Below are 23,295 nucleotides of genomic sequence, written 5' to 3' on the forward strand. Positions count from 1 at the left end.
ATGCGACTTCGTACGACTTCCATGGCGGCCGGGGCATCGGCCCTCCTGCTGCTGACCGGCTGCGGCGCCGCCGACATGACCAAGCAGGCCTCGCCCTTCGCCAACGCCCAGGGCGCGAAGACGGTGACCCTGTCCGTGCAGTCGTGGGTCGGCGCGCAGTCCAATGTGGCCGTCGCGCAGTACCTGCTCGAACACGAGCTGGGCTATCGCGTCGACACCGTCCAGGTCGACGAGGTCCCCGCCTGGGACGCGCTCAGCCAGGGCCGCGTGGACGCCATCCTGGAGGACTGGGGCCACCCCGACCAGGAGAAGCGGTACGTCGAGGACAAGAAGACGATCGCGCCCGGCGGGCAGCTGGGCGTCACCGGCCACATCGGCTGGTACGTCCCGACGTACTTCGCCAAGCAGCACCCCGACGTCACCGACTGGAAGAACCTCGACAAGTACGCGGACCAGCTGCGCACGGCCGAGAGTGGCGGCAAGGGCCAGCTCCTCGACGGTTCCCCGTCCTACGTCACCAACGACATGGCCCTGGTGAACAACCTGCACCTGAACTACCAGGTGGTGTTCGCCGGTTCGGAGGCCGCGCAGATCACCCAGATGAAACAGTTCGCCAAGGAGAAGAAGCCCTTCCTGACGTACTGGTACTCACCGCAGTGGCTGTTCAAGAAGGTGCCCATGACGGAGGTGAAGCTCCCGGCCTACAAGGACGGCTGTGACGCCGACGCCAAGAAGGTCGCCTGCGCCTATCCGCACACCCCGCTCCAGAAGTACCTCAACGCGGACTTCGCGAAGAGCGGCGGCAAGGCGGCCGCCTTCCTGAAGAACTTCAAGTGGACCACCGAGGACCAGAACGAGGTCTCCCTGATGATCGCCAACGACAAGCTGACGGCTCAGGAGGCGGCGAAGAAGTGGGTGGACAGCCACGCGTCGACATGGCGCACGTGGCTGCCGTAACCCCCCGAGTCGCTACCGCTGCATCGACAGCGACCGCTACTGCCGCTGCCTCAGATCCGCGGCGATCCCCCGCAGCGCCTCCGCGGCCCGGCGCTGCAACCCCGGCCCGAACGTGATCCGGGTGGCCCCTCGCTCACCGAGCGCCTCGAGCGAGGGGCCGTCGGGCGGTGCGAACACATTGACCGGCCCCTGGATCCCGGCCCGCAGCAGGGGCAGTACGTCGACGGGGGCGCCGATCGGATACACGCAGTCGGCGCCTGCGGCGACGTACAGCGCGGCGCGCTCGATGGCCCGCTCGGGATCCGTGACGCCCCGCAGGAAGGTGTCGACGCGGGCGTTGACGAAGAGCGCGTCACCCGCGGCGGCCCGCACCTCGGCGAGCCAGTCGGCGTGCCGCGCGGGCTCCTTGAGGACGCCATCGGCGGAGTCCTCGAGGTTGCAGCCCACCGCCCCCGCCTCCAGCAGCCGTTCCACCAGTTCCTTGGCGCCGAGCCCGTATCCGCCCTCGACGTCCGCGGACACGGGCACGTCGACGGCCCCTGCGATCCGGGCGACGGCGGCGAACATCTCGTCGGCGGGCGTGGCCCCGTCCTCGTATCCGAGCGAGGCGGCGGCCCCCCGGCGCTGGGCGTGGCGAGCGCCGGGAACCCGGCCTCCGCGAACACCCGCGCGCTCGCGGCGTCCCACGGGCCGGGCAGGATGAGCGGGCCGCCCGGCACGCGGCCACGGTGCAGCGCGCGGAACGTCTCGGCCTTGTTCACCATTGCGTGCTCCCCGGTGTGATCCGCCGGGCGACCATCAGCCGGTTCCAGCCGTTGATGACGGTGATCAGCCCGATGAGATGGGCGAGCCGGGCGTCGTCGAAGTGCCTGGCCGCCCGCTCGTACACCGCGTCCGGGACGAAGCCGTCCGTGAGGCGGGTGACGGCCTCGGTGAGCGCGAGCGCCGCCCGCTCGCGCTCGCTGTAGACGTCCTCGGCCTCCTCCCACGCGGTGAGGAGCTGGATCCGGTCCTCCTCGACCCCCTGCTCGCGGGCGATCTTCAGATGCATGTCGAGGCAGAACGCGCAGTGGTTGAGCTGGGACGCGCGGATCTGGACCAGCTCGGCGAGTCCGGGGTCGCCGAGGCCCTTCTTCGCGGCGGCGCTCAGGGCCCGCATCGCGGTGCGCACCCCGGCGTCGAGATGAGTGGTGCGCGCCGTCACTTGTGCTGCCCCGCCTGGTAGTGGCCGGGCACCATACGGCAGCTCACGCCGAACCGGTTCCACGCGTTGATCACCGTGATCGCGGCGATCAGCTGGGTCAGCTCGCCCTCCTCGAAGTGCTCGGCGGCGTGCTCGTACACCTCGTCCGGCACGAAGCCGTCCGTCAGGACCGTGACCGCCTCGGTCAGCTCGAGCGCCGCGAGCTCCTTTCGCGTGTAGAAGTGCTTCGACTCCTCCCACGCGCTGAGCTGCACGATCCGTTCGACGCTCTCGCCCGCCGCGAGCGCGTCCTTGGTGTGCATGTCGAGGCAGAACGCGCAGTGGTTGAGCTGCGAGGCGCGGATCTTCACCAGCTCCAGGAGGGCGGGGTCCACGCCCTGACGGGCCGCCGCGTCGAGTCTGACCATGGCCTTGTACACGTCCGGGGCGAGCTTGGCCCAGTGCAGCCGGGGGGTGTGCTCGGGGGCGTACTTCGGGGTCGGGTCGGTGCGCGTCGTCGTGGCGGTCGTATCGGTCGTCGTATCGGTCATGTGTAGGGACCCTACGAGCAAAGCAGCCCAGGAGTATGGTCCATTTCCATGGCTAAATCATGGGCCACTTTGGGGGTCGACCTTCATGTCGAACCGACCGGACCTGGCGTCCGCAAAGGGCTGACGGACGCGCTGCGCGAGGCCGTACGCGGCGGCCGGCTCGCCCCCGGAACCCGCCTGCCGTCGTCCCGCTCGCTCGCCGCCGACCTGGGCATCGCCCGCAACACGGTCGCCGACGCGTACGCCGACCTGGTCGCCGAGGGCTGGCTCACCGCACGCCAGGGCTCCGGCACGCGCGTGGCCGAGCGGACGGTCACACGGCCGGCCCCGGAGTCGGCGCCGCGCGGACGCGAACGGGCGCGCCCCGCGTACGACCTCGTCCCCGGCAGCCCGGACCTCGCCGCCTTCCCGCGCACCGAGTGGCTCAAGGCGGCCCGCCGCGCGCTGACCGCCGCGCCGTACGACGCCCTCGGCTACGGCGACCCGCGCGGCCGCCCCGAACTGCGCACCGCCCTCGCGAGCTACCTCTCCCGCGCCCGGGGCGTCCGGGCCGACCCGGACCGCATCGTGATCTGCTCCGGCTTCGCGGACGGCCTGACGCTGCTGGGAGCGGTCCTGCGCGCGCGTGCTCTGCGCTCACTGGCCGTGGAGTCCTACGGCCTCGACGTCCACTGGAACCTGCTGCACCGCGCGGGCCTGCGCACGACGCCACTCCCCTTCGACGACCTCGGCACGCGCACGGACGAGGTGAGGGGCATGCGGGCCGTTCTGCTGACGCCCGCCCACCAGTTCCCCATGGGGGTGCCGCTCCACCCGGACCGGCGGGCCGCCGTCGTCGACTGGGCCCGCCGTACCGGGGGTCTGATCCTGGAGGACGACTACGACGGCGAGTTCCGCTACGACCGTCAGCCGGTCGGCGCGCTCCAGGGTCTGGACCCCGACCACGTCGTCTACCTGGGCACCGCCAGCAAGTCCCTCGCCCCCGCCCTGCGCCTGGGCTGGCTGGTCCTGCCCCCGTCCCTCGCCGCCGAAGTCACCTCGCTCAAGGGCGGCGGAGGGTGGTCCACCGGCGCGCTGGACCAGCTGACCCTCGCCGAATTCCTCACCTCCGGCGCCTACGACCGCCATGTGCGCGCCGCCCGCCTCCGCTACCGCCGTCGCCGGGACGCCCTCGTCGCCGCCCTGGCCGCCCGCGCACCGGAGGTCCACGCCACCGGCATCGCGGCCGGCCTGCACGCCGTCCTGCGACTTCCCCCCGGCACGGAACAGTCGGTGGTCCAGGCGGCCGCCTGGCAGGGCCTGGCCCTGCACGGCCTGTCGCGCTACCGCCACCCCGACGCGGACATGGCTTCGCCCGACGCACTGGTCGTGGGCTACGGCACGCCACCGGACCACGCGTGGTCCGGTGCCCTGGACGCGTTGTGCAGGGCGCTGCCATGAGGGCTTGTTGCAGCCCGTCCGGCGTTTGAGGACGAGCGCGAAGCGCGATACGGGGGTCTGGGGGGCGGAGCCCCCCAGTACGGGACGGGTAGGGGCGGCGGGGGCGAAAAACGCCTTACGGCGCCCCCTCGGCCGGCGCCTCCCCGAACCGCGCCAGCGCCAACGCCCCCACCACCGCCACCGCGAACCCGAGAACCGCCAGCCACGCCAGCCCCTCCCGGGTCCGGTCACCCAGCCACACCACTCCCACCACCGCGGGCCCGATCGTCTCCCCGATGACCAGCCCGGCGGTAGCCGTGGTCACCGACCCCCGCTGCAAGGCCGTCGTGAGGAGCACAAACGCCGCCCCTCCACCGACGAGCAGCGCGTACGTCGCCGGATTGCTCAGCAGCGCCCCCGGATCGAGGTCGTCGATCAGCCGCACCGCCACCTCGACCACCCCGAACCCGAACCCGGCCCCCAGGCCCAGGGCGAGCGCCCGCCCCCGCTCCGGCAACCGCCCGCCCACCAGCCCCAACAGCAGCACCAGGACGGCGGTCCCCAACATCGCGTACTTCAACGCCATGGACCCCGCCCGGTCCCCCTCCGTCCCGGACGCCAGCCCCAGCATCGCGAGGCCCGCGCACACCACGCCCACCGCTCCCCACTCGACCCGGCTCAGCCGCACCCGCAGCAGCCGCGCCGCCACCACCGCCGTCACGGCGAGGCTCGCGGCGAGCGCCGCCCCGACCGCGTAGATCGGAATCGACCGGAGCGCGGCGATCTGCAGCAGGAACCCGACCCCGTCGAGCGCGAGCCCCGCCAAGTACCGCCACTGCCGCAGCGCCCGCAGCAGCAGCGCCGCGTCCCCGCCCGGCCCGCTGTCGGCCGCCGCGCGCGCGGCCATCGCCTGCAACACCGTCGCCGTACCGAAACAGACCGACGCACCAAGGGCGCACACCATTCCAAAGAGCACGAAGTGACTGTAGGGGACGGCACATCGCGGGGGGCCACCGCGTGCCGTGCCGCGAGCGATCTCTAACCTGATCACCTTCAGTAAGAAAATGATCTGCACGGAACAGCGAAACAGCGGAACAAGCGGGGGATCGGAACATGGCAGACACGCGACGCCAACTGCGCTCGGGCACGGTCGTACTCGGCGGCATGGGACTCCTCGCGGCGGCCCTCACCGCCTGCTCCTCGGACCCCGACAAGCGCTGCGTCGACCGCGACAGCTACAACCTCACCAAGGGCTACAAGGTCGTCGCCGACAAGAACTGCAATTCCACCAAGGTGTCGGTCAACGGCAGTTGGTACTACGGCGGCAAGAAGAAGAGCGGCTGGGCCGACGGCGGCTCCTTCACCAGGCCCAGCAAGGGATCCAGCGGCAGCTCCGGCGGCAGCCACAGCGGCGTCCACCGGGGCGGCTTCGGCAGCGGCAAGGGCAGCTCCGGCGGCTGAACACGACGCAACGCATCCGCCGAAGCCGACCAGGAAACCCGCGCCCATGGAACGCCGCACCATCGACCCCCGCCCCGGCTGGCAGCAGACAGTCGAGGAGCAGGGCCTCATCTACCCCCTCACCCGCTACCCCGACGACTCCCTGCGTCCCTACTGGGACGAGAGCGCGTACTACGTCTTCTCGCTCCGCGAGGTGGAGGCGCTGGAGGAGGTCGTCGAGGAGCTGCACCGCATGTGTCTGGCGGCGGCCGAGCACATCGTCACCGCGGACCGCTTCGCCGACCTCGGCATCACCGACCCGCGCGTCGCGGAACTCGTCACCGAGGCCTGGCGCCGCCGCGCCGAACTGCCGTCCCTCTACGGCCGTTTCGACCTCCGCTACGACGGCACGGGCCCGGCGAAGCTCCTCGAGTACAACGCCGACACCCCGACCTCGCTCGTCGAGGCGGCGAGCCCGCAGTGGTTCTGGATGGCGGACCGCTTCCCCGGCGCCGACCAGTGGAACTCCCTGCACGAGCGCCTCGTCGCCGCCTGGAAGAGACAGGCCGCCCTGCTGCCGCCCGGCAATCCCCTCTACTTCGCACACTCCTCGGCCGACGAACTCGGCGAGGATCTGATGACGGTCGCCTACCTCAAGGAGACGGCGGAACAGGCGGGCCTCGACACCGACTGGATCTCCATGGAGGAGATCGGCTGGGATCCCCTCTCCGGCCGCTTCGTCGACAACCAACTCCGCTTCATCCGCAGCTGTTTCAAGCTCTACCCCTGGGAGTGGCTCACCACCGACCGCTTCGCCGACCATGTCCTGGACACCCTCGACAACGGCGGCGGCACCGGGACCACCCTGTGGATAGAGCCCGCCTGGAAGATGCTCCTGTCCAACAAGGCACTCCTCGCCATCCTCTGGGAGCTCTACCCGGACCACCCGAACCTCCTCCCCGCCTATCTCGACGGCCCACACGAGCTGGCGCGCACGACGGGCTACGTCGCCAAGCCCCTCCTCGGCCGGGAGGGCGCGGGCGTGACGATCCACGCACCGGGCGCGACCCCCGTCGTACGCGACGAGGAAGACCCGTGCTGCTACCAGGAGTTGGCGCCCCTGCCGTCCTTCGACGGCAACCGTGTCGTCCTCGGCGCCTGGGTCGTCGAGGACGAGTCGGCGGGCCTCGGCATCCGCGAGTCCTCCGGCCCGATCACGGACGAGTACGCCCGCTTCCTGCCGCACGTGATCCTCTAGGCGCCCAGGACACCGCGCAGCTGCGCCAGCCCCCAGTCCAGGTCCTCCTTGCTGATGACCAGGGGTGGGGCGATCCGGATCGTGACACCGTGGGTGTCCTTGACGAGGACGCCGCGGTCCATCAGCTTCTCGGAGATCTCCCGGCCGGTGCCGTACTCGGGGGCGATGTCGACGCCCGCCCACAGCCCACGCCCGCGCACCTCGGTGACATGGCCCGTGCTCGTCAACAGGCCCAGCTCGTGGTGCAGATGGTCGCCGAGCTCGGCGGCCCGCCGCTGGTACTCGCCCGACCGCAGCATCGCGATCACCTCCAGCGCCACCGCACAGGCCAGCGGATTCCCCCCGAACGTCGACCCGTGCTCACCGGGCCGGAACACCCCGAGCACCTCGCGGCCGGCCACCACCGCCGACACGGGAACGATCCCGCCTCCCAGCGCCTTGCCCAGCACATACACATCCGGCACCACCCCCTCGTGCTCGCATGCGAAGGTCTTCCCCGTCCTGCCCAGACCCGACTGGACCTCATCCGCGATGAACAGCACGTTCCGCTCGCGGGTCAGCTCCCGCACCCCCGCCAGATAACCGGGCGGCGGCACCAGCACCCCCGCCTCGCCCTGGATCGGCTCCAGGAGCACGGCGACCGTCTCCTCGGTCACCGCCTCCCGCAGCGCCGCCGGATCCCCGTACGGCACGATGTCGAATCCCGGCGTGTACGGCGCGAAGTCCGCCCGCGCCTCCGGGTCCGTGGAGAAGCTGATGATCGTGGTCGTACGGCCGTGGAAGTTGTCGCTCGCCACGACGATCCTCGCCCTGCCGTCCGGGACGCCCTTGACGCGGTACCCCCACTTCCGGGCGGTCTTCACCGCGGTCTCCACCGCCTCCGCGCCCGTGTTCATCGGCAGCACCATCTCCATGCCGCACAGCGCCGCAAGCTCCCGGCAGAAGTCCGCGAACCGGTCGTGGTGGAACGCCCGCGACGTCAGCGTCACCCGCTCCAGCTGCGCTCTGGCCGCGTCGATCAGCCGCCGGTTGCCGTGGCCGAAGTTCAGCGCCGAGTATCCGGCCAGCAGGTCGAGGAAGCGGCGCCCCTCGACATCCGTCATCCAGGCCCCGTCCGCCGTCGCCACGACGACCGGCAGCGGGTGGTAGTTGTGCGCGCTGTGCGCCTCGGCCGACGCGATGAGCTTGTCGGTGATGCTCACGGGCTCTCCGTTTCCTGCGGCACAGGTCGGGTGTGTGGCCTCTTTCCTATCGTCGCTCGCATGGTGGACCAGGGAACCCCGCGATCCGGCGCGCCCGGTAGGCTGACCGGCGGGGCCGTGACTGGCGCGCTGGGATGGGACCGACCATCGGGGAGCGGCACCCGTAAGTGTGTGCCGTGCGCCTGGGCCGACCCGTGAACGCCGAACGCCACGTCCGGAGGCCGTCATGCCAGAGCCCCTTTCCACCGAGTCCACCGCCTTCCGCAGCGCCCTTGACGTGATCCGGGCCGTGGAGCCCCGCGTCGCCGACGCCATCGGCCAGGAAGTCGCCGACCAGCGCGACATGCTCAAGCTGATCGCCTCCGAGAACTACGCCTCCCCGGCCACGCTGCTGGCCATGGGCAACTGGTTCAGCGACAAGTACGCCGAGGGCACCGTCGGCCGCCGCTTCTACGCCGGTTGTCGCAACGTCGACACCGTCGAGGCCCTCGCCGCCGAGCACGCCCGTGAACTCTTCGGCGCCGAGCACGCCTACGCCCAGCCGCACTCCGGCATCGACGCCAACCTCGTCGCCTTCTGGGCCGTCCTCGCCGCCCGTGTCGAGGCTCCCGCCCTGCAGAAGGCCGGCGTCCGCAACGTCAACGACCTCTCGGAGGCCGACTGGGCCGAGCTGCGCCAGGCCTTCGGCAACCAGCGCATGCTCGGCATGTCCCTGGACGCCGGTGGCCACCTCACCCACGGCTTCCGCCCCAACATCTCCGGCAAGATGTTCGATCAGCGCTCCTACGGCACCGACCCCGCCACCGGCCTCATCGACTACGAAGCCCTGCGCACCTCCGCCCGTGAGTTCAAGCCGCTGATCATCGTCGCCGGCTACTCCGCCTACCCCCGCCTGGTGAACTTCCGCCTCATGCGGGAGATCGCCGACGAGGTCGGCGCCACGCTGATGGTCGACATGGCGCACTTCGCCGGTCTGGTCGCCGGCAAGGTCCTCACCGGCGACTTCGACCCCGTCCCGCACGCCCAGATCGTCACCACCACCACGCACAAGTCGCTCCGCGGCCCGCGCGGCGGCATGGTCCTGTGCGACGAGACCCTCGCCGAGCAGGTCGACCGCGGCTGCCCGATGGTCCTCGGCGGTCCTCTCCCGCACGTCATGGCCGCCAAGGCCGTCGCGCTCGCCGAGGCCCGCCGCCCCGAGTTCCGCGACTACGCCCAGGCCGTCGTCGACAACTCCCGCGCCCTCGCCGAGGGCCTGATGCGCCGCGGCGCCACGCTGGTCACCGGCGGCACCGACAACCACCTCAACCTGATCGACGTCGCCTCCTCCTACGGCCTCACCGGCCGCCAGGCCGAGTCCGCGCTTCTCGACTCGGGCATTGTCACCAACCGCAACTCCATCCCCGCCGACCCGAACGGCGCCTGGTACACCTCCGGCATCCGCATCGGCACGCCCGCGCTGACCACTCGCGGTCTCGGGACGACCGAGATGGACGAGATCGCCGGTCTCATCGACCGCGTCCTCACCGCCGCCGAGCCGGGCACCACCGCCAAGGGCAGCCCGTCCAAGGCCCAGCACGTCCTGGACGCGAAGATCTCCGACGAGATCGCCCACCGCGCGACCGACCTGCTCATCCCCTTCCCGCTCTACCCGGAGATCGACCTCGGCTGACGCCCGACCGGGGTGCCTGCGCACCCCACTGGCGGCTACAAGTCGATCAGCTCCTGTCGTGGTTCCCGTGGCGGTCCGGCATCCTCACGCCGGGCCGTCACGCGGCGTATCAGGCGTGTGGCACCGACACCGAGGACCAGCCCCGCCGCCAGCCCGGTCATCGCCCACCTCGCGTGCTCCGCCGCAGCGGGTTTCGGGACACTCGCCGGTGCGCCCACCGAGCCGAACAGATCCCGCCGCTCCTCCAACTGGTCGAACACCGAGCGCGGTGCCCGGTGCCAGCGGATGTCGTCGTCCGCCACGTCGGGCGAGGGATCCGACCGCACCCAGGGTGTGCCGTCCGCCGCGAGGAACACTTGGTCCTCGCGCTCGATGACGACATCGCCGCCGGGCGCCCCCGTGGTCCGAGGCCAGCCTCCGACCCCGGTCAGCCCCCAGATCACCGTGGCCCGCACCCGCGGGTAGCGGCCCGCCGCCCACGCCTCGGGGACCCTCTCCGTCCCCGTGTATCTGGGCGTCAGCAGGCGCCAGAGCCGTACGAAGTCCGGCTGCCCGGCGTGCAGGACGGTTGTCCGCCCCGTGTCACCGGCGATGACCAGGGCCAGATCCGGGGTGTCGGCCTTCGCGTACCGACTGGTGCCCGCTGAGGCGTGGGCTCCCGGTGCACCGAGCGCGACCGGCGCCACGGAAACCAGAAGCAGGAGCCACAGCCTCGCTCGTCCGATCTGGAACCTCATCCATCCCCCTCATGCGTTCCGCCCACAGCCGTCACCCCTCTTGCGTCCCCCCACAGCCGTCACCCCTCATGCGTCCCCCTTCGTCCCGCCAGCACCTCACACGTCCCGCAGCTCCTGGCGGGGCCCCGTCCCGTGCTCCCGCCTGCCGAGTAGCCGATGTGCCGGAATCCCGGCGATCAGCGGCCGCAGCAGCAGGGCCAGCACAGCCCCGGCCGCCGCCCCCGGTATCGCCCACCACCAGTCGGTGTCGTCGTCGGCCGTGGCACGCGCCGCGGTCGTGGTGCGGGGTTGTTCGGCAGGCGCGGGTGCGGTGCTGGAATCCTCCGGCGTCTGCCACGGGGCCGGGAAGATTCCCCCGCCGGCCTCGGGCGACGGCTTGCCCAGTACGCCGAGCTTCTTGAACAGGGCCCGCACCTGGGCCGGGTGTTCGGCCTTGTGCCAGTAGCCGTTCATGCTCGGCAGGTCTGTCGTCGTGTGTATCCAGACGTCCTTGCTCCTCGGCGAGTCCGGATAGACGCGGTCGACCCGCCACGGCGACACGTCATGGACCAGCCACGTGACATTGAGCTGATGTCCGGCGGCGCCCAGCCCCGGCGGCTCCTCCCGCGTGCCCGAGCCCGGCTCGCCCAGCAGACGCATCAACTCCCCGTACTCCTCGTCCGAGTAGTACAACGCCGCGCTCTGCGCGCTCTCCGGCGAGACCACCAGGACACTTGTCGGGCCGCCGGCCATCGCGGACGGTGCCCCCAGCAGCACCGCCGCGAAGGCAATCGCCAACGCCCCTGTCACCGCGAGCAGTTCACGAAGTCTGCGCATCCGAACCCCCAACCAGCCGGCCGATCCACGTGCGGCCCGCCCGCACGCCGTGTGTCACTTCTGGTACACCGCTCGACCCGCCGGGGTTCCCACTCGGCACCGACCAGAATTCCGGCCGACTCCGGGACTTAGCCGCCGCCGGTTCAGCGACCTCGCTTTCGCTCGTCCAGCGACTTCGCTATCTCCACGGCCCGCGCCTTCGACGGCACTCCCTCGAGCCGCAGGGTCACCTCGCCCCCCTGCATCCACAGCAGCGTGGGCCCCGCGGTCCGCTCCGAGCGGGTGAAGCGGTCGCCGTCCGGGTCGATGAGCCAGAAGCTCAGCAGGTGCGGCTTCGGAAACCACAGCGCCTGATCGCTGTAGTCCTCGGCTCCGCCCAGTGGCACCCACTCCGGCGGCTCCCGCACCGTCTTGGCGAAGCCGATGTCCAGGTGCGCCGGATACTCGTCCAGCCGGACCGTGCGCCCGTGCTCGCGCCAGCACAGGCTCATCAGGAGCCGCCCCTTCGGCTCGCGTGTCACCGTCACCGCGTCCGGCACCCCCAGGGTGTCGGGCACGAGGGGCGCGAACCCGGCCCGCCGCCCGGCCTCGGCCGGCGTCAGCGACGGCCCACACCCCGGCACCCGTGCCCCGGGCGAGGGCACCGCCGACGGGTCGTAGCGCACCTCGACCCCGCCGAAGCCGAACCAGTCGACGACCGCGGCGCGCACCGGAGGCGTGAGCACGAGGACGGTCAGCAGACCGCACAGGCCCGCGGTCAGCGCGCGCCGGCGCGCCCGCGCCCAGCGGCGCACCGCCCGGAGCCGCTCGCGGGGGCCCGGCGGCTCGGCCACCGGGACCGGGATCCGCTCGGCCAGTATCTGCTCCAGCACCCGCTCGACCATCGACTCGCTCCCGGCCGCTCCCGGCCGGTCCAGCGACCGCCCGAGCGCCCGCAACTCCTCCGGCAGCCGCGAGGCAGCCTCACGGCCACTACGACCCCGGTCACCGGCCGGCTCCGCGCCCCCCTCCTCATACGACTCACTCATGCTCATCACCCCCTTTGCGAGGCTCTCCGGGGTCGAAGTCCGGCAGCAGTCGGCCCAGCTTGCGCAGGGCGCGGTTCAGGCGGGACTTCACCGTGCCGCGTGGCCAGCCCAGGGCCTGGGCCGTCTCCGGTTCGTCCATCTCCAGGAGATAGCGGTATGTGACGACGAGGCGGTGCTCCTCGCCCAGCTGCTCCAGGGCGGTCAGCAGTGCCACGCGGCGCTCTGTCTCCAGCGCCGCGGCCGCCGGGTCCGCTGATTCCGGTATCAACGGCTCCGCCTCCGCGAACGCGGCCTCCCGACCGGCCAGCGTCCGCTGGCGCACCGCCGTCCGCACTGTGTTCCTCGTCTCATTGGCGACGATCGAGAGCAGCCACGGCTTGAACGACGCACCGTCCCGAAAGCGCCCCAGCGAGCAGTACGCCTTGATGAAGGCCTGCTGCACCACGTCCTCCGCGTCCGCACCCGCCCCGAGCGCCCTGGCCGCCCTGATCGCGATGCCCGTGTGGGCACGGACCAGCTCCGCGTACGCCTCCGGCTCCCCGGCGCATACGCGTGCGATCGCCACGGCCTCGTCGACGACGATGCGGCCCCCCTCCCGCGTCCTCACACTCTTGCTACACCGCCGGAGGCCGATCGGTTCCCACCCGTGCCCCATCAGTTTCCGACCAGTTCCTGCCCGGGCCCCCGCACCTGAGAGAATGGTGAACATGGCCTCTGACCGACCCCGCGTGCTCTCCGGAATCCAGCCCACCGCAGGCTCGTTCCACCTCGGCAACTACCTCGGCGCCGTCCGCCAGTGGGTGGCTCTGCAGGAGTCCCACGACGCGTTCTACATGGTCGTCGACCTGCACGCGATCACCGTTCCGCAGGTCCCCGCGGACCTGCGCGCCAACACCCGGCTCGCCGCCGCGCAGCTGCTCGCCGCCGGTCTCGACCCCGAGCGCTGCACGCTGTTCGTCCAGAGCCACGTCCCCGAGCACACGCAGCTCGCCTGGATCATGAACTGTCTCACCGGCTTCGGCGAGGCGTCCCGCATGACCCAGTTCAAGGACAAGTCCGCCCGGCAGGGTGCCGACCGCGCCTCCGTCGGCCTGTTCACGTACCCGGTCCTGCAGGTCGCCGACATCCTGCTGTACCAGGCCAACGAGGTCCCGGTCGGTGAGGACCAGCGCCAGCACGTCGAGCTCACGCGCGACCTCGCCGAGCGCTTCAACGGCCGCTTCGGACAGACGTTCACCGTCCCGAAGCCGTACATCCTCAAGGAAACGGCGAAGATCTTCGACCTCCAGGACCCGACGATCAAGATGAGCAAGTCGGCGTCCACGCCGAAGGGCCTCATCAACCTGCTCGACGAGCCGAAGTCGACCGCCAAGAAGATCAAGAGCGCGGTCACCGACACGGACACCGTCATCAGGTATGACACGGAGCACAAACCGGGTATCAGCAACCTGCTGACCATCTACTCGACCCTCACCGGAACCGGTATCGCGGAACTGGAGCAGAAGTACACCGGCAAGGGCTACGGTGCGCTCAAGACGGACCTCGCCGAGGTCATGGTCGACTTCGTGACGCCGTTCCGGGAGCGCACCCAGCAGTATCTGGACGACCCGGAGACACTCGACTCGATCCTGGCCAAGGGCGCCGAGAAGGCGCGTGCCGTCGCCGCGGAGACGCTCTCCCAGGCGTACGACAAGGTCGGCTTCCTGCCCGCCAAGCACTGAGCCGAACAGCACACAGCCGCGGCCCCAAACAAGACGGCGGTAGCCGTACAGTCGATAGCTGGACGCTGCCCCGGCAGCGCCCCCTGCCTGCTGACCACACCGGACCGAAGAATGACGAAGACGGGAGACGACGTGGGGACCGTAACGATCGGCGTGTCGATCGCGGTCCCGGAGCCTCACGGCAGCCTGCTCCAGGAGCGGCGCGCGGGCTTCGGTGACCCCGCGGCTTCCGGCATCCCCACGCACGTCACCCTGCTGCCGCCGACGGAGGTCGACGACTCGACGCTGCCCGCGATCGAGGCGCATCTCGTCGAGGTCGCCGCCGCCGGGCGCCCCTTCCCGATGCGGCTGTCCGGCACGGGCACCTTCCGCCCGCTGTCGCCCGTCGTGTACGTCCAGGTCGTCGAGGGCGCCGCGGCCTGCACCTGGTTGCAGAAGCAGGTCCGGGACGCTTCCGGGCCCGTCGCGCGCGAGCTGCAGTTCCCGTACCACCCGCACGTCACCGTGGCACACGGCATCGACGACGAGGCGATGGACGAGGCCTACGAGGCGCTGTCCGGGTACGAGGCCCAGTGGCGCTGCACCGGATTCGCGCTTTACGAACAGGGCGCCGACGGCATCTGGCGCAAGCTGCGCGAGTTCGCCTTCGGGGGCGCGGTGGTGCCCCCGCAGGCGTGCGCTCCCACCGAGCGCGACAGCACACTCCCGGCCCGCTAGAGCCTGTCGTCGCGGGGCAGGCGACGCATGTGACGACAGGCCTACGGGCGCGTCAGATCGGCAGCCGGCGGAACAGCGGGCGCGGTGCGTGCCGTAGCGCAGACATCACCAGACGCAGTGCCCCGGGCACCCACACCGTCTCCGAGCGTCGGCGCAGCCCCGTCTCGACGGCCGTCGCGACCGCCTCCGCAGTCGTGGCCAGCGGCGCCTGAGGCAGTCCGGCCGTCATCCTCGTACGCACGAATCCGGGGCGTACGACCATCACGTGCACGCCCGTGCCGTGCAGCGCGTCGCCCAGGCCCTGCGCGAAGGCGTCCAGGCCCGCCTTGCTGGAGCCGTAGATGAAGTTGGAGCGGCGGGCGCGCTCGCCCGCGACCGAGGAGAGCACCACCAGGGAGCCGTGCCCCTGCGCCTGGAGGGCCCGCGCGCAGACCAGCCCGGCCGACACCGCGCCCGTGTAGTTGGTCTGCGCGACCCGTACGGCCAGCGCGGGCTCCTTCTCGTCCCGCGCCTGGTCGCCGAGGACGCCGAACGCCAGCAGCACCATGTCGATGTCGCCCTCCGCGAAGACCTTGCCGAGCACGGTCTCGTGGGAGCCGGGGTCGAGGGCGTCGAAGGCGACGGTGCGGGCGTCCGCGCCCATCGCGCGCAGCTGCTCGGCGGCCCGCTCCAGGTCGGGCGACGGCCGTCCGGCGAGCCACACCGTGCGGGTGCGCCGGACGATCAGGCGGCGGGCGGTGGCGAGCGCGATCTCGGACGTGCCGCCGAGGATCAGCAGGGACTGGGGCAGACCGAAGGCGTCCTTCATGACAGCTCCTAGCAATTAGAGACCGAGGCGGCGGGACAGGTCCGAGGTGAAGACTCCCCGCGGGTCCAATTCCTGCCGCAGGGAACGGAATTCGCCGAGCCGCGGATACATCGCCGCCAGCAGCTCGGGGCGCAGCCGCGCGTCCTTGGCGAGGTACACCCGTCCGTCCGCCGCGGCCACCTCCTCGTCCAGCTCGTCGAGGAAGTCGCCGAGCCCCGCCAGGTTCGCGGGGATGTCGAGGGCGAGGGTCCAGCCGGGCATCGGGAAGGACAGCCAGCCCGGATCGCCCTCTCCGAAGCGTTTGAGGACGGCGAGGAAGGACGGGCACCGGCGCTCGGAGATGCGCCGCACGATCCGGCGCAGGGCCTCCTCCTGCCCGTAGCCGACGGCGAACTGGTACTGGACGAAGCCGCTGCGCCCGTAGACGCGGTTCCAGTGCGGCACCCCGTCCAGGGGGTGGAAGAAGGACGAGATCTTCTGCAGTTCGCCGGCACGCGCGCGGGGCGCCTTGCGGTACCAGAGCTCATTGAAGAGGCTCACGCTTGTACGCCCCAGGAGTCCGTCCGGCAGGAACGCGGGCGCGGACGGCAGCTGCGAGGGACGGAACGCCAGTGGGTGTCTACGCGCGCGTGGAGGCAGCGAGTCGAGCGGCGCGTGGTCGCCGCGGGTCAGCACCGAGCGTCCCATCGTCGCTCCGCGGGCGAGCAGGTCGATCCAGGCGACCGAGTACCGGTAGCGGTGGTCCGTGGCGGTGAGGCGGCCCATCAAGTCGTCCAGGTCCGCCGCGCGTTCGGTGTCGACGGACATCAGTGCGGTCTCGACGTGCTGGAGCCGGACCGTCGCCGTGAGGATCACGCCGGTCAGGCCCATGCCGCCGGCCGTGGCGTCGAACAGGGGCGTGCCGCGGCCGACCGTGCGGATCCCGCCGTCCGCGGTCAGCAGCTCGAAGGAGAGGACGTGGCGGGCGAAGGAGCCGGACACATGGTGGTTCTTGCCGTGGATGTCCGCGCCGATCGCCCCGCCGACGGTCACATAGCGGGTCCCAGGCGTGACCGGCACGAACCAGCCGAGGGGGAGCAGGACTTCCATGAGCCGGTGCAGGGACACCCCCGCGTCGCACAGGACCGTGCCGCCGTCCGCGTCGATCGCGTGGATCCGGTCGAGTCCCGTCATGTCGAGGACCGCGCCGCCCGCGTTCTGTGCGGCGTCCCCGTACGCCCGCCCGAGGCCCCGGGCGATGCCCCCGCGTGTCCCGCACTCCCGGACGGCGGTGGCCGCCTCCTCGTAGGTGCGGGGGCGGACCAGACGGGCGGCGGTCGGGGCGGTGCGGCCCCAACCGGTGACGGAGACGGTGTCGGCAGGCATGTCCGTGACCGTAGCGCCGGTATGGGTGCGTAACGGCTCAATCTACCTCGCCCTCACGGCTCCTCACCGAAATGGGTGATTAATGGGATGTCGTCCTAGATTGCCGTAATTCTGCGGCCACTCCCTAGAAGAGTGAGATCACATGGACGACCTTGACGACCATGACGACATGGACCGATGGCGTGACGACATGGACGGGCAGCCCTACGACATGGACCAGCCCGACGACATGGACCGCCGACTTGACGACGTGGACCGTCGGCTGCTGTCCGCACTCCACGCGCGCGGTATGGATCCGCGCGTCGCGGCCGTCGCGCGCACCCTGTCCTGGAGCGGGGAGCACGGCGCGCTGTGGCTCGCCGCGGGGCTCGCGGGGGCGGCCGTCAACGGTGAGCGGCGCGGCGCGTGGCTGCGCGCGACGGCGCTCACCACCGTCGCGCACCTCACCAGCATGGGCGTGAAGCGGATTGTGCGCCGTCCCCGCCCCGCGCACGTGGTGCCGCTGGTGCGCACGACCGGACGTCACTCCTTCCCGAGCTCGCACGCCACCTCGGCGGCGGCCGCGGCGGTCGCGTACGGCGCGCTCGGCGCGTACGCGGTCCCCCCGCTCGCCGCCGCGATGTGTCTCGCCCGGCTGGTCGTCGGCGTCCACTACCCCTCGGACGTCGCCGCGGGCGCCGCACTGGGTGTCCTGACGGCCCGTCTGGGCGCCCGCTGGATCGGCGTCGGCCATGGCTGAGCGCACGGCGCTCCTGGAGCGCGGACCGGCCGCTCCGGCAGCCACGAGGAGCCTCGCCCGGGGGCTGCTCAGGACCGCGCGCCCCCGCCAGTGGGTGAAGAACGCGCTGGTCGTGGCCGCCCCCGCCGCGGCGGGCCAGCTCTTCTCGCGGCACGCGGTCACGCAACTCGCGCTCCTCTTCGCGCTGTTCACGGCCTGCGCCGCCGCCGTGTACCTGATCAACGACGCCCGGGACGCCGTCGCCGACCGCGCGCACCCGGTCAAGTGCCACCGCCCCGTCGCCGCGGGCCAGGTGCCCGTCCCGGTCGCGTACGCCGTCGGGGGCGCCCTCGCGCTCCTCGCGCCGACCGTCGCCGCCTTGCTCTGCTCACCGGCCGTCTGCGCGCTGCTGACCGCGTACATCGGCATGCAACTGGCGTACTGCGTCAGCCTCAAGCACGTCCTGGTCGTCGATCTCGTCGTCGTCACGACCGGATTCGTGATGCGCGCCATGATCGGCGGTCTCGCCCTCGGCATCCCGCTCTCGCGCTGGTTCCTGATCACCACCGGCTTCGGGGCGCTGTTCATGGTGTCGGCGAAGCGTTACTCCGAGGCCGTGCAGATGGCCGGACAAGCGGGCGCCACGCGCGCGTTGCTCACCGAGTACACCACCGGCTATCTGCGCTTCGTCTGGCAGCTGGCCGCCGGCGTCTCCGTCCTGGGCTACTGCCTGTGGGCCCTGGAGGAGGGCGGAGTGCCGAGCACGGGCGTGCTGCCCTGGCGGCAGCTGTCGATGGTGGCCTTCATCCTCGCCATCCTGCGGTACGCCGTCTTCGCCGACCGCGGCACGGCGGGCGAGCCGGAGGACGTCGTCCTGCACGACCGCGCGCTCGCGGTCATCGGCCTGGTGTGGCTCGCGATGTACGGCCTCGCGGTGGCGAACTGGTGAGCGTTGCCCGGCGGCCTGTGGCCCAGGAGCTTCTCGGCTTCGCCACCGCCGGAATCCTCGCCTACGCCACCGACCTCGGCCTCTTCGTCTGGCTGCGCGGACCCATGGGCCTGGACCCGCTGACCGCCAAGGCGCTGTCTTTCATGGCGGGTTGCTCGGTGGCGTACGCCGGAAACGCGCTCGGCACCTACCGGCACAGCACCCGAGGCCTGCGCCAGTACGTGATCTTCTTCGCGGTGAACATCGCGGGCGCCCTCGTCCAGCTGCTGTGCATCGCCGTCAGTCACTACGGCCTCGGGTTCACCTCCCAGCGCGCGGACACCGTCTCGGGCGCCGGAATCGGTATGGCGCTCGCCACTGTCCTGCGTTTTTGGGGTACCCGGACATTGGTCTTCCGAGGTGAGGGCAGAGTCGGATCATGGACTGGCTGAAAAAGCTTCCCGGTGTGGGGCCCTTGGTCACCCGACTGATGGCCACGCACGCGTGGCGGTCGTACGAGCGCTTGGACCGGGTGAAGTGGACGCGGCTCGCCGCCGCGATGACCTTCATCAGCTTTGTGGCGCTCTTCCCGCTGCTGACGGTCGCCGCCGCGATCGCGGCCGCCACGCTCAGCGCGCGGCAGCAGAAGGATCTCCAGAACAAACTCGCCGAGCAGGTGCCGGGCATCTCCGACCAGCTGGACATCAACGGTCTCGTCCAGAACGCCGGCACGATCGGTGTCATCGCGGGTGCCGTTCTGCTGTTCACCGGCATCGGCTGGGTCGGCTCGATGCGGGAGTGCCTGCGGGCGGTCTGGGAGCTGCCCGACAGCGAGGAGAACCCCTTCCTGCGCAAGCTCAAGGACGGCGGCGTACTCGTCGGACTCGGCGGCGCGGTGCTCGTCACCGTCGCCGCCTCCACCCTCGCGTCCACGATGGTGGGGTGGACGGCCCGGCAGCTCGGCATCGACGAGCACGGCTGGGGGAGCGTGCTGCTGCAGGCCGCCGCGTTCGCCGTCGCCGTACTCGCCGACTTCCTGCTCCTGCTCTACCTCCTGACGCTGCTGCCCGGCGTCCAGCCGCCGCGCCGTCGGCTGGTCGTGGCCGCACTGATCGGCGCCGCGGGCTTCGAGCTGCTCAAGCTGCTGCTCAGCGGCTATATGAGGGGCGTCGCGTCGAAGAGCATGTACGGCGCCTTCGGAGTGCCGATCGCGCTGCTGCTGTGGATCAACTTCACCGCGAAACTGCTCCTGTTCTGCGCCGCCTGGACGGCGACGGGGCACGAGGAATCACCGGCCGCCCCGGAGGATCAGGGGGCCGAGGAAGGCCCGGCGTCCCCGGCGGTCAGCGGCGACGGCGCATCAGATCGGGCAGCGGCCACCGGCGGTTGACCAGGAACACGCCCGCCGCGAGCAGCGCGAGGAAGCCGCCGATGACGGCCAGCGCGATCCCGATGCCGCTGGAACCGTCCCGCGCGGCGGAGGCGGCGGCCACCGGCTTCGCGGACGCGTCGCCGTTGTTCCCGGCCGGCCCGTTCGACGCCTTCGCGCCCGGCTGGGCGCTCGTGTCGACGCCCTTCGGCGGCACCAGCTCACCCACCGGCTCGACCTTGCCCGCGGCCTGGAAGCCCCAGTCGAAGAGCTTCGCGGTCTCCTTGTAGACCTCGTTGTGCTCGTTCTTCTCGGGATTCATGACCGTGACGAGCAGCACCTTGCCGTCGCGCTCGGCGACTCCGGTGAAGGTGGCGCCCGCGTTGGTGGTGTTGCCGTTCTTCACGCCCGCGATGCCCTGGTACGTGGAGACGTCACTGTCGCCCGTCAGCAGGCGGTTGGTGTTCTGGATCTCGAAGGAATCCCGGCTCGTCGTGCCCTTCTTGTTCTTCGACGTCTCGCCCGGGAACTTCGCCCGCACCGTCGAGCAGTACTCCCGGAAGTCCTTCTTCTGCAGCCCGGAACGGGCGAACAGCGTCAGGTCGTACGCCGACGACACCTGGCCCTTGGCGTCGTAGCCGTCGGGGCTGATCACATGTGTGTCGAGGGCCTGCAGCTCGTCGGCGTGCGCCTGCATGTCCTTGACCGTCTGGTCGACGCCGTCGTTCATCGAGGACAGCACGTGTACGGCGTCGTTGCCGGAGCGCAGGAAGACGCCGAGCCACAGGTCGTGGACGGTGTACGTCTCACCCTCCTTTATTCCCACCATGCTGGAGCCGGCGCCGATGCCCGCCAGGTCGGCGGGGACCACCGTGTGCACGGTGGTCTTGGGGAACTTCGGCAGCACGGTGTCGGCGAACAGCATCTTCAGGGTGCTCGCCGGGGGCAGCCGCCAGTGCGCATTGTGGGCCGCGAGGATGTCGCCGGATTCCGCGTCGGCGACGATCCACGAGCGTGCGGTGACGTCCTTGGGCAGGACGGGGGTGTCGCTGCCGAGGTTCACCTGAGTGCCGGGCCGCCCGAGCAGCAGACCGCCGACGGTCGACATGTTCACCGGGGGCGTGGCGCTCGGGGTGGTGCTCGGGGACGGTGACTCCGCGGCCGGGGCGGGGGCGGCTGTCAGTGAAAGGGAAAGCAGGGTGGCTGAGGTGACCAGCAAGGATCGCTTGACGGTCTTTTGGGTGGCGGGCACGGTCGAGAAAGTACAGGGCTGCGGTCGGGAAGTCGCATCACCCTCCCGGGAAGTCGCATCGCCCTCCCCGGAAGTCTCCTCACCCTTCCCACCCCGGCGCCGCGTCCTGGCCGACGACGGCGATACTGAACCCATGAAGCTCAGCCGCCCCGTGTCCTGGTTCCTGCTCGCCTTCGGGGTGTGGAGTTGGGTCATTTGGGTCACTTTCATTAAGAATCTGTTCAAAGACGGCAGCGGGCTCGCGTTCGACGACGCGGGTGATCCGACCGCGTACTTCTGGGTGCACCTGACACTCGCCGTCGTCTCCTTTGTCTTGGGGACGGTCGTGGGAGGCATCGGGTTGCGCGGGGTGCGCGCTTTGCGCCAGAGGCCATGACGAGGCAGCCGGCCCCGCGGCGCGGCCGGCGTCCTGCGGCGGGAGCCGGTGTCCAAGGAAGCCTGAGAGTGTGCTGTGAAACAGGCCTGAAATGATCGTTTGAATCGGTTCCGTTCACTCTTTCGGTACCTCTTCCCCCGGCTGAAACAGCTGTGGTTAGGTGATCCGCGTCACCAGGGGAGTGACGTGCGGTGGGCCTGGGGAGGGGCACCGATGCGATCGGTTCGCATACGGATTCTCGCGACGCTTCTGATACTGGCGGGCGTAGGTGTGGGTGGCTGGCAGTTACTGCCGGCGCAGGAGAACAGCAACCGGACCATCACGGTCGGGACGACGGACGCCGTCACCTCGCTCGACCCGGCGGGCGCGTACGACGCCGGCTCCTGGGCGCTGTTCAGCAATGTGTTCCAGTCGCTGCTGACATTCGAGCCGGGCGGCGCCGCCCCCGTACCGGACGCGGCGAAGAGCTGCGGCTTCGTGGGGACGGGACTGCGGACGTATCGCTGTACGTTGCGCGACGACCTGGCCTTTCCGAGCGGGCGCAAGATGACGGCCGAGGATGTGAAGTTCTCCTTCGAGCGGGTCAAGCGCATCGACGACGAGGTGGGGCCCGCGTCTCTCTTCGCCACCCTCGGCTCGGTGGACGCGAGCGGGCTGACCGTCACCTTCCACCTGTCCTCGCCCGACGCCACCTTCCCGTTCAAAGTGGCCACCGGCGCCGGTTCGATCGTCGACCACACCCGCTACCCGAAGCGGGCCCTGCGCACCGACACCGGCGCCGACGGCACCGGACTGTACGTACTGAAGACGTATACGAAGAACAAGCGGGCCGTCCTCGCGCCCAACCCGAACCACGCGGGCGCCGTCAAGGAGACCGGCAGGCCCATCGAGCTGCGCTACTACGCCGACTCGCAGGCCCTGGACACCGCCTGGAAGGCGAAGAAGTTCGACGTCGCCGCCCGCCAACTGCCCCCCGCCGTGCTCGCCGGCCTCTCGCCGAGCGACCCCAAACAGCGTGTCACGGAGGCAGACAGCGCCGAGACCCGCAACCTCGTCCTCGACGTGCGCGCCGGCTCGCCGCTGCACGACCGGCGGGTGCGGCAGGCCATCGCCGCGCTCATCAACCGCGAAGAGCTGGTCAGCCAGACGTACAAGGGGACGACCGACGCGCTGTACGGGCTGATTCCGGCAGGGATCACGGGCCACTCGACGTCCTTCTTCGACGACTACCCCAAGCCGGACGCCAGGAAGGCGCGGGCCCTGCTGAACGAGGCCGGGGTGTCGCTGCCCGTGCGCTTCACCTACGGGTACGCCGAGGGCCGGGGCTCGGCCGGGTCGGAGGCCGCCGAGCTCAAGCGCCAGCTCGAGGCGAGCGGGCTGTTCAAGGTGGCGACCAAGGGCTACGAGTGGACCGACTTCCAGAAGCAGTACGCCGAGGGCAGGCTGGACGCCTGGGCGGTCGGCTGGGTCGCCGACTATCCCGACCCGGACACCTTCAGCGCGCCGCTCGTCGGCACCGGCAACAGCATGAAGAACGGCTACAGCAGCAAGGTGGTCGACCAGCTGATTCTGGCCACTCAGCAGTACGAGGACCGCAGCCGCACGACCGACACCTTCCGGCAGCTGCAGGAAGTGGTGGCTCAGGATGTTCCGCTGATTCCCCTGTGGCAGCGCAAGGAGTACGTACTGAGCAATGAGAACGTCGGAGGCGGCCAGTATCTGTCGGACGGGACCGGCGTCTTCCGCCTCTGGCGGCTGAGCTGGATATGACAACTGAC

Annotated in this window: 24 protein-coding genes and 1 pseudogene; 13 read left to right on the forward strand and 12 right to left on the reverse strand. The window is 70.9% G+C overall.

The window, feature by feature from the left end; all coding sequences use genetic code 11:
- Positions 1 to 957: an ABC transporter substrate-binding protein gene (locus AB0D27_RS06085; RefSeq protein WP_362502665.1), complete on the forward strand. Its 957-nt coding sequence runs from the start codon at positions 1 to 3 to the stop codon at positions 955 to 957.
- A 36-nt stretch (positions 958 to 993) separates the two neighbouring features.
- Here the strand turns inward: AB0D27_RS06085 and AB0D27_RS06090 are convergent.
- The 3 genes and pseudogenes from AB0D27_RS06090 to AB0D27_RS06100 form a co-directional block, all read right to left on the reverse strand.
- Positions 994 to 1,721 (reverse strand): annotated as a pseudogene (locus AB0D27_RS06090) (isocitrate lyase/phosphoenolpyruvate mutase family protein).
- Entirely contained in the window at positions 1,715 to 2,161 is a 447-nt protein-coding gene (locus AB0D27_RS06095; protein WP_362502668.1) for a carboxymuconolactone decarboxylase family protein, read from the reverse strand. The pseudogene AB0D27_RS06090 and the gene AB0D27_RS06095 overlap by 7 nt, the downstream one beginning before the upstream one ends.
- A complete protein-coding gene (locus AB0D27_RS06100) occupies positions 2,158 to 2,691 on the reverse strand; it encodes a carboxymuconolactone decarboxylase family protein (RefSeq protein ID WP_362502670.1) in 534 nt (177 codons plus the stop codon). Before AB0D27_RS06100 ends, AB0D27_RS06095 begins: the two co-directional genes overlap by 4 nt.
- A gap of 48 nt (positions 2,692 to 2,739) precedes the next feature.
- Between AB0D27_RS06100 and AB0D27_RS06105 the strand changes: the two genes are divergently transcribed.
- Positions 2,740 to 4,131, forward strand: a complete 1,392-nt coding sequence (locus AB0D27_RS06105; protein ID WP_362502673.1) for a PLP-dependent aminotransferase family protein — start codon at positions 2,740 to 2,742, stop codon at positions 4,129 to 4,131.
- Between the two features lie 115 nt (positions 4,132 to 4,246).
- On the opposite strand, the gene AB0D27_RS06110 is transcribed toward AB0D27_RS06105, so the two are convergent.
- Positions 4,247 to 5,074, reverse strand: a complete 828-nt coding sequence (locus tag AB0D27_RS06110; RefSeq protein ID WP_362502893.1) for a DMT family transporter — start codon at positions 5,072 to 5,074, stop codon at positions 4,247 to 4,249.
- A 149-nt stretch (positions 5,075 to 5,223) separates the two neighbouring features.
- Between AB0D27_RS06110 and AB0D27_RS06115 the strand changes: the two genes are divergently transcribed.
- Together AB0D27_RS06115 and AB0D27_RS06120 are read left to right on the forward strand one after the other, a co-directional pair.
- On the forward strand, positions 5,224 to 5,571 hold the full coding sequence (locus tag AB0D27_RS06115) for a hypothetical protein (protein WP_362502676.1): 348 nt from the start codon (positions 5,224 to 5,226) through the stop codon (positions 5,569 to 5,571).
- A gap of 46 nt (positions 5,572 to 5,617) precedes the next feature.
- Entirely contained in the window at positions 5,618 to 6,808 is a 1,191-nt protein-coding gene (locus AB0D27_RS06120) for a glutathionylspermidine synthase family protein (protein ID WP_362502679.1), read from the forward strand.
- Here AB0D27_RS06120 and rocD read toward each other — a convergent pair.
- Positions 6,805 to 8,010, reverse strand: coding sequence for an ornithine--oxo-acid transaminase (gene rocD / locus AB0D27_RS06125; RefSeq protein WP_362502682.1), 1,206 nt, complete (start codon positions 8,008 to 8,010; stop codon positions 6,805 to 6,807). The genes AB0D27_RS06120 and rocD overlap by 4 nt on opposite strands.
- Positions 8,011 to 8,236: 226 nt before the next feature.
- On the opposite strand from rocD, the gene AB0D27_RS06130 reads away from it, so the two are divergent.
- The gene (locus tag AB0D27_RS06130) at positions 8,237 to 9,682 is read left to right on the forward strand and encodes a glycine hydroxymethyltransferase (protein WP_362502683.1); all 1,446 of its coding nucleotides are present in this window, start codon (positions 8,237 to 8,239) and stop codon (positions 9,680 to 9,682) included.
- A 35-nt stretch (positions 9,683 to 9,717) separates the two neighbouring features.
- Here AB0D27_RS06130 and AB0D27_RS06135 read toward each other — a convergent pair whose 3' ends face one another.
- The 4 genes from AB0D27_RS06135 to AB0D27_RS06150 form a co-directional block, all read right to left on the reverse strand.
- The gene (locus AB0D27_RS06135; protein ID WP_362502685.1) at positions 9,718 to 10,419 is read right to left on the reverse strand and encodes a hypothetical protein; all 702 of its coding nucleotides are present in this window, start codon (positions 10,417 to 10,419) and stop codon (positions 9,718 to 9,720) included.
- Between the two features lie 96 nt (positions 10,420 to 10,515).
- Positions 10,516 to 11,235, reverse strand: a complete 720-nt coding sequence (locus tag AB0D27_RS06140) for a hypothetical protein (protein WP_362502687.1) — start codon at positions 11,233 to 11,235, stop codon at positions 10,516 to 10,518.
- A 143-nt stretch (positions 11,236 to 11,378) separates the two neighbouring features.
- A complete protein-coding gene (locus AB0D27_RS06145; RefSeq protein ID WP_362502690.1) occupies positions 11,379 to 12,263 on the reverse strand; it encodes a hypothetical protein in 885 nt (294 codons plus the stop codon).
- A complete protein-coding gene (locus AB0D27_RS06150; RefSeq protein ID WP_362502693.1) occupies positions 12,256 to 12,870 on the reverse strand; it encodes an RNA polymerase sigma factor in 615 nt (204 codons plus the stop codon). Before AB0D27_RS06150 ends, AB0D27_RS06145 begins: the two co-directional genes overlap by 8 nt.
- A 100-nt stretch (positions 12,871 to 12,970) precedes the next feature.
- On the opposite strand from AB0D27_RS06150, the gene trpS reads away from it, so the two are divergent.
- Positions 12,971 to 13,984 (forward strand): tryptophan--tRNA ligase, encoded by a 1,014-nt coding sequence (gene trpS / locus AB0D27_RS06155; RefSeq protein ID WP_362502696.1) that lies wholly within the window; start codon positions 12,971 to 12,973, stop codon positions 13,982 to 13,984.
- A gap of 132 nt (positions 13,985 to 14,116) precedes the next feature.
- Complete coding sequence (locus AB0D27_RS06160) at positions 14,117 to 14,701, forward strand: 2'-5' RNA ligase family protein (RefSeq protein WP_362502699.1); 585 nt, start codon at positions 14,117 to 14,119, stop codon at positions 14,699 to 14,701.
- A gap of 52 nt (positions 14,702 to 14,753) precedes the next feature.
- Here AB0D27_RS06160 and AB0D27_RS06165 read toward each other — a convergent pair whose 3' ends face one another.
- The gene (locus AB0D27_RS06165; RefSeq protein WP_362502702.1) at positions 14,754 to 15,509 is read right to left on the reverse strand and encodes a decaprenylphospho-beta-D-erythro-pentofuranosid-2-ulose 2-reductase; all 756 of its coding nucleotides are present in this window, start codon (positions 15,507 to 15,509) and stop codon (positions 14,754 to 14,756) included.
- A gap of 15 nt (positions 15,510 to 15,524) precedes the next feature.
- Positions 15,525 to 16,874: an FAD-binding oxidoreductase gene (locus AB0D27_RS06170; protein ID WP_362502705.1), complete on the reverse strand. Its 1,350-nt coding sequence runs from the start codon at positions 16,872 to 16,874 to the stop codon at positions 15,525 to 15,527.
- A gap of 229 nt (positions 16,875 to 17,103) precedes the next feature.
- Between AB0D27_RS06170 and AB0D27_RS06175 the strand changes: the two genes are divergently transcribed.
- From AB0D27_RS06175 to AB0D27_RS06190, 4 genes are read left to right on the forward strand one after another with little or no spacing between them, the layout of a single operon-like run.
- Entirely contained in the window at positions 17,104 to 17,613 is a 510-nt protein-coding gene (locus tag AB0D27_RS06175) for a phosphatase PAP2 family protein (RefSeq protein WP_362502896.1), read from the forward strand.
- Positions 17,606 to 18,541 carry a decaprenyl-phosphate phosphoribosyltransferase gene (locus tag AB0D27_RS06180; RefSeq protein WP_362502708.1) on the forward strand — a complete coding sequence of 312 codons (936 nt, stop codon included), beginning with the start codon at positions 17,606 to 17,608 and terminating at the stop codon, positions 18,539 to 18,541. The genes AB0D27_RS06175 and AB0D27_RS06180 overlap by 8 nt, the downstream gene beginning before the upstream one ends.
- Complete coding sequence (locus tag AB0D27_RS06185; RefSeq protein ID WP_362502710.1) at positions 18,538 to 18,972, forward strand: GtrA family protein; 435 nt, start codon at positions 18,538 to 18,540, stop codon at positions 18,970 to 18,972. Before AB0D27_RS06180 ends, AB0D27_RS06185 begins: the two co-directional genes overlap by 4 nt.
- Positions 18,960 to 19,910: a YihY/virulence factor BrkB family protein gene (locus tag AB0D27_RS06190; protein ID WP_362502714.1), complete on the forward strand. Its 951-nt coding sequence runs from the start codon at positions 18,960 to 18,962 to the stop codon at positions 19,908 to 19,910. The genes AB0D27_RS06185 and AB0D27_RS06190 overlap by 13 nt, the downstream gene beginning before the upstream one ends.
- Here AB0D27_RS06190 and AB0D27_RS06195 read toward each other — a convergent pair.
- On the reverse strand, positions 19,864 to 21,141 hold the full coding sequence (locus AB0D27_RS06195) for a D-alanyl-D-alanine carboxypeptidase (RefSeq protein WP_362502717.1): 1,278 nt from the start codon (positions 21,139 to 21,141) through the stop codon (positions 19,864 to 19,866). The genes AB0D27_RS06190 and AB0D27_RS06195 overlap by 47 nt on opposite strands.
- 133 nt (positions 21,142 to 21,274) lie before the next feature.
- On the opposite strand from AB0D27_RS06195, the gene AB0D27_RS06200 reads away from it, so the two are divergent.
- Positions 21,275 to 21,517 (forward strand): hypothetical protein, encoded by a 243-nt coding sequence (locus AB0D27_RS06200; RefSeq protein ID WP_362502720.1) that lies wholly within the window; start codon positions 21,275 to 21,277, stop codon positions 21,515 to 21,517.
- A gap of 213 nt (positions 21,518 to 21,730) precedes the next feature.
- Positions 21,731 to 23,287 (forward strand): ABC transporter substrate-binding protein, encoded by a 1,557-nt coding sequence (locus AB0D27_RS06205; protein ID WP_362502723.1) that lies wholly within the window; start codon positions 21,731 to 21,733, stop codon positions 23,285 to 23,287.
- Positions 23,288 to 23,295 lie beyond the last annotated feature (8 nt).

It is taken from the genome of Streptomyces sp. NPDC048415, assembly GCF_040651675.1.
In the GTDB taxonomy this organism is placed as follows: domain Bacteria; phylum Actinomycetota; class Actinomycetes; order Streptomycetales; family Streptomycetaceae; genus Streptomyces.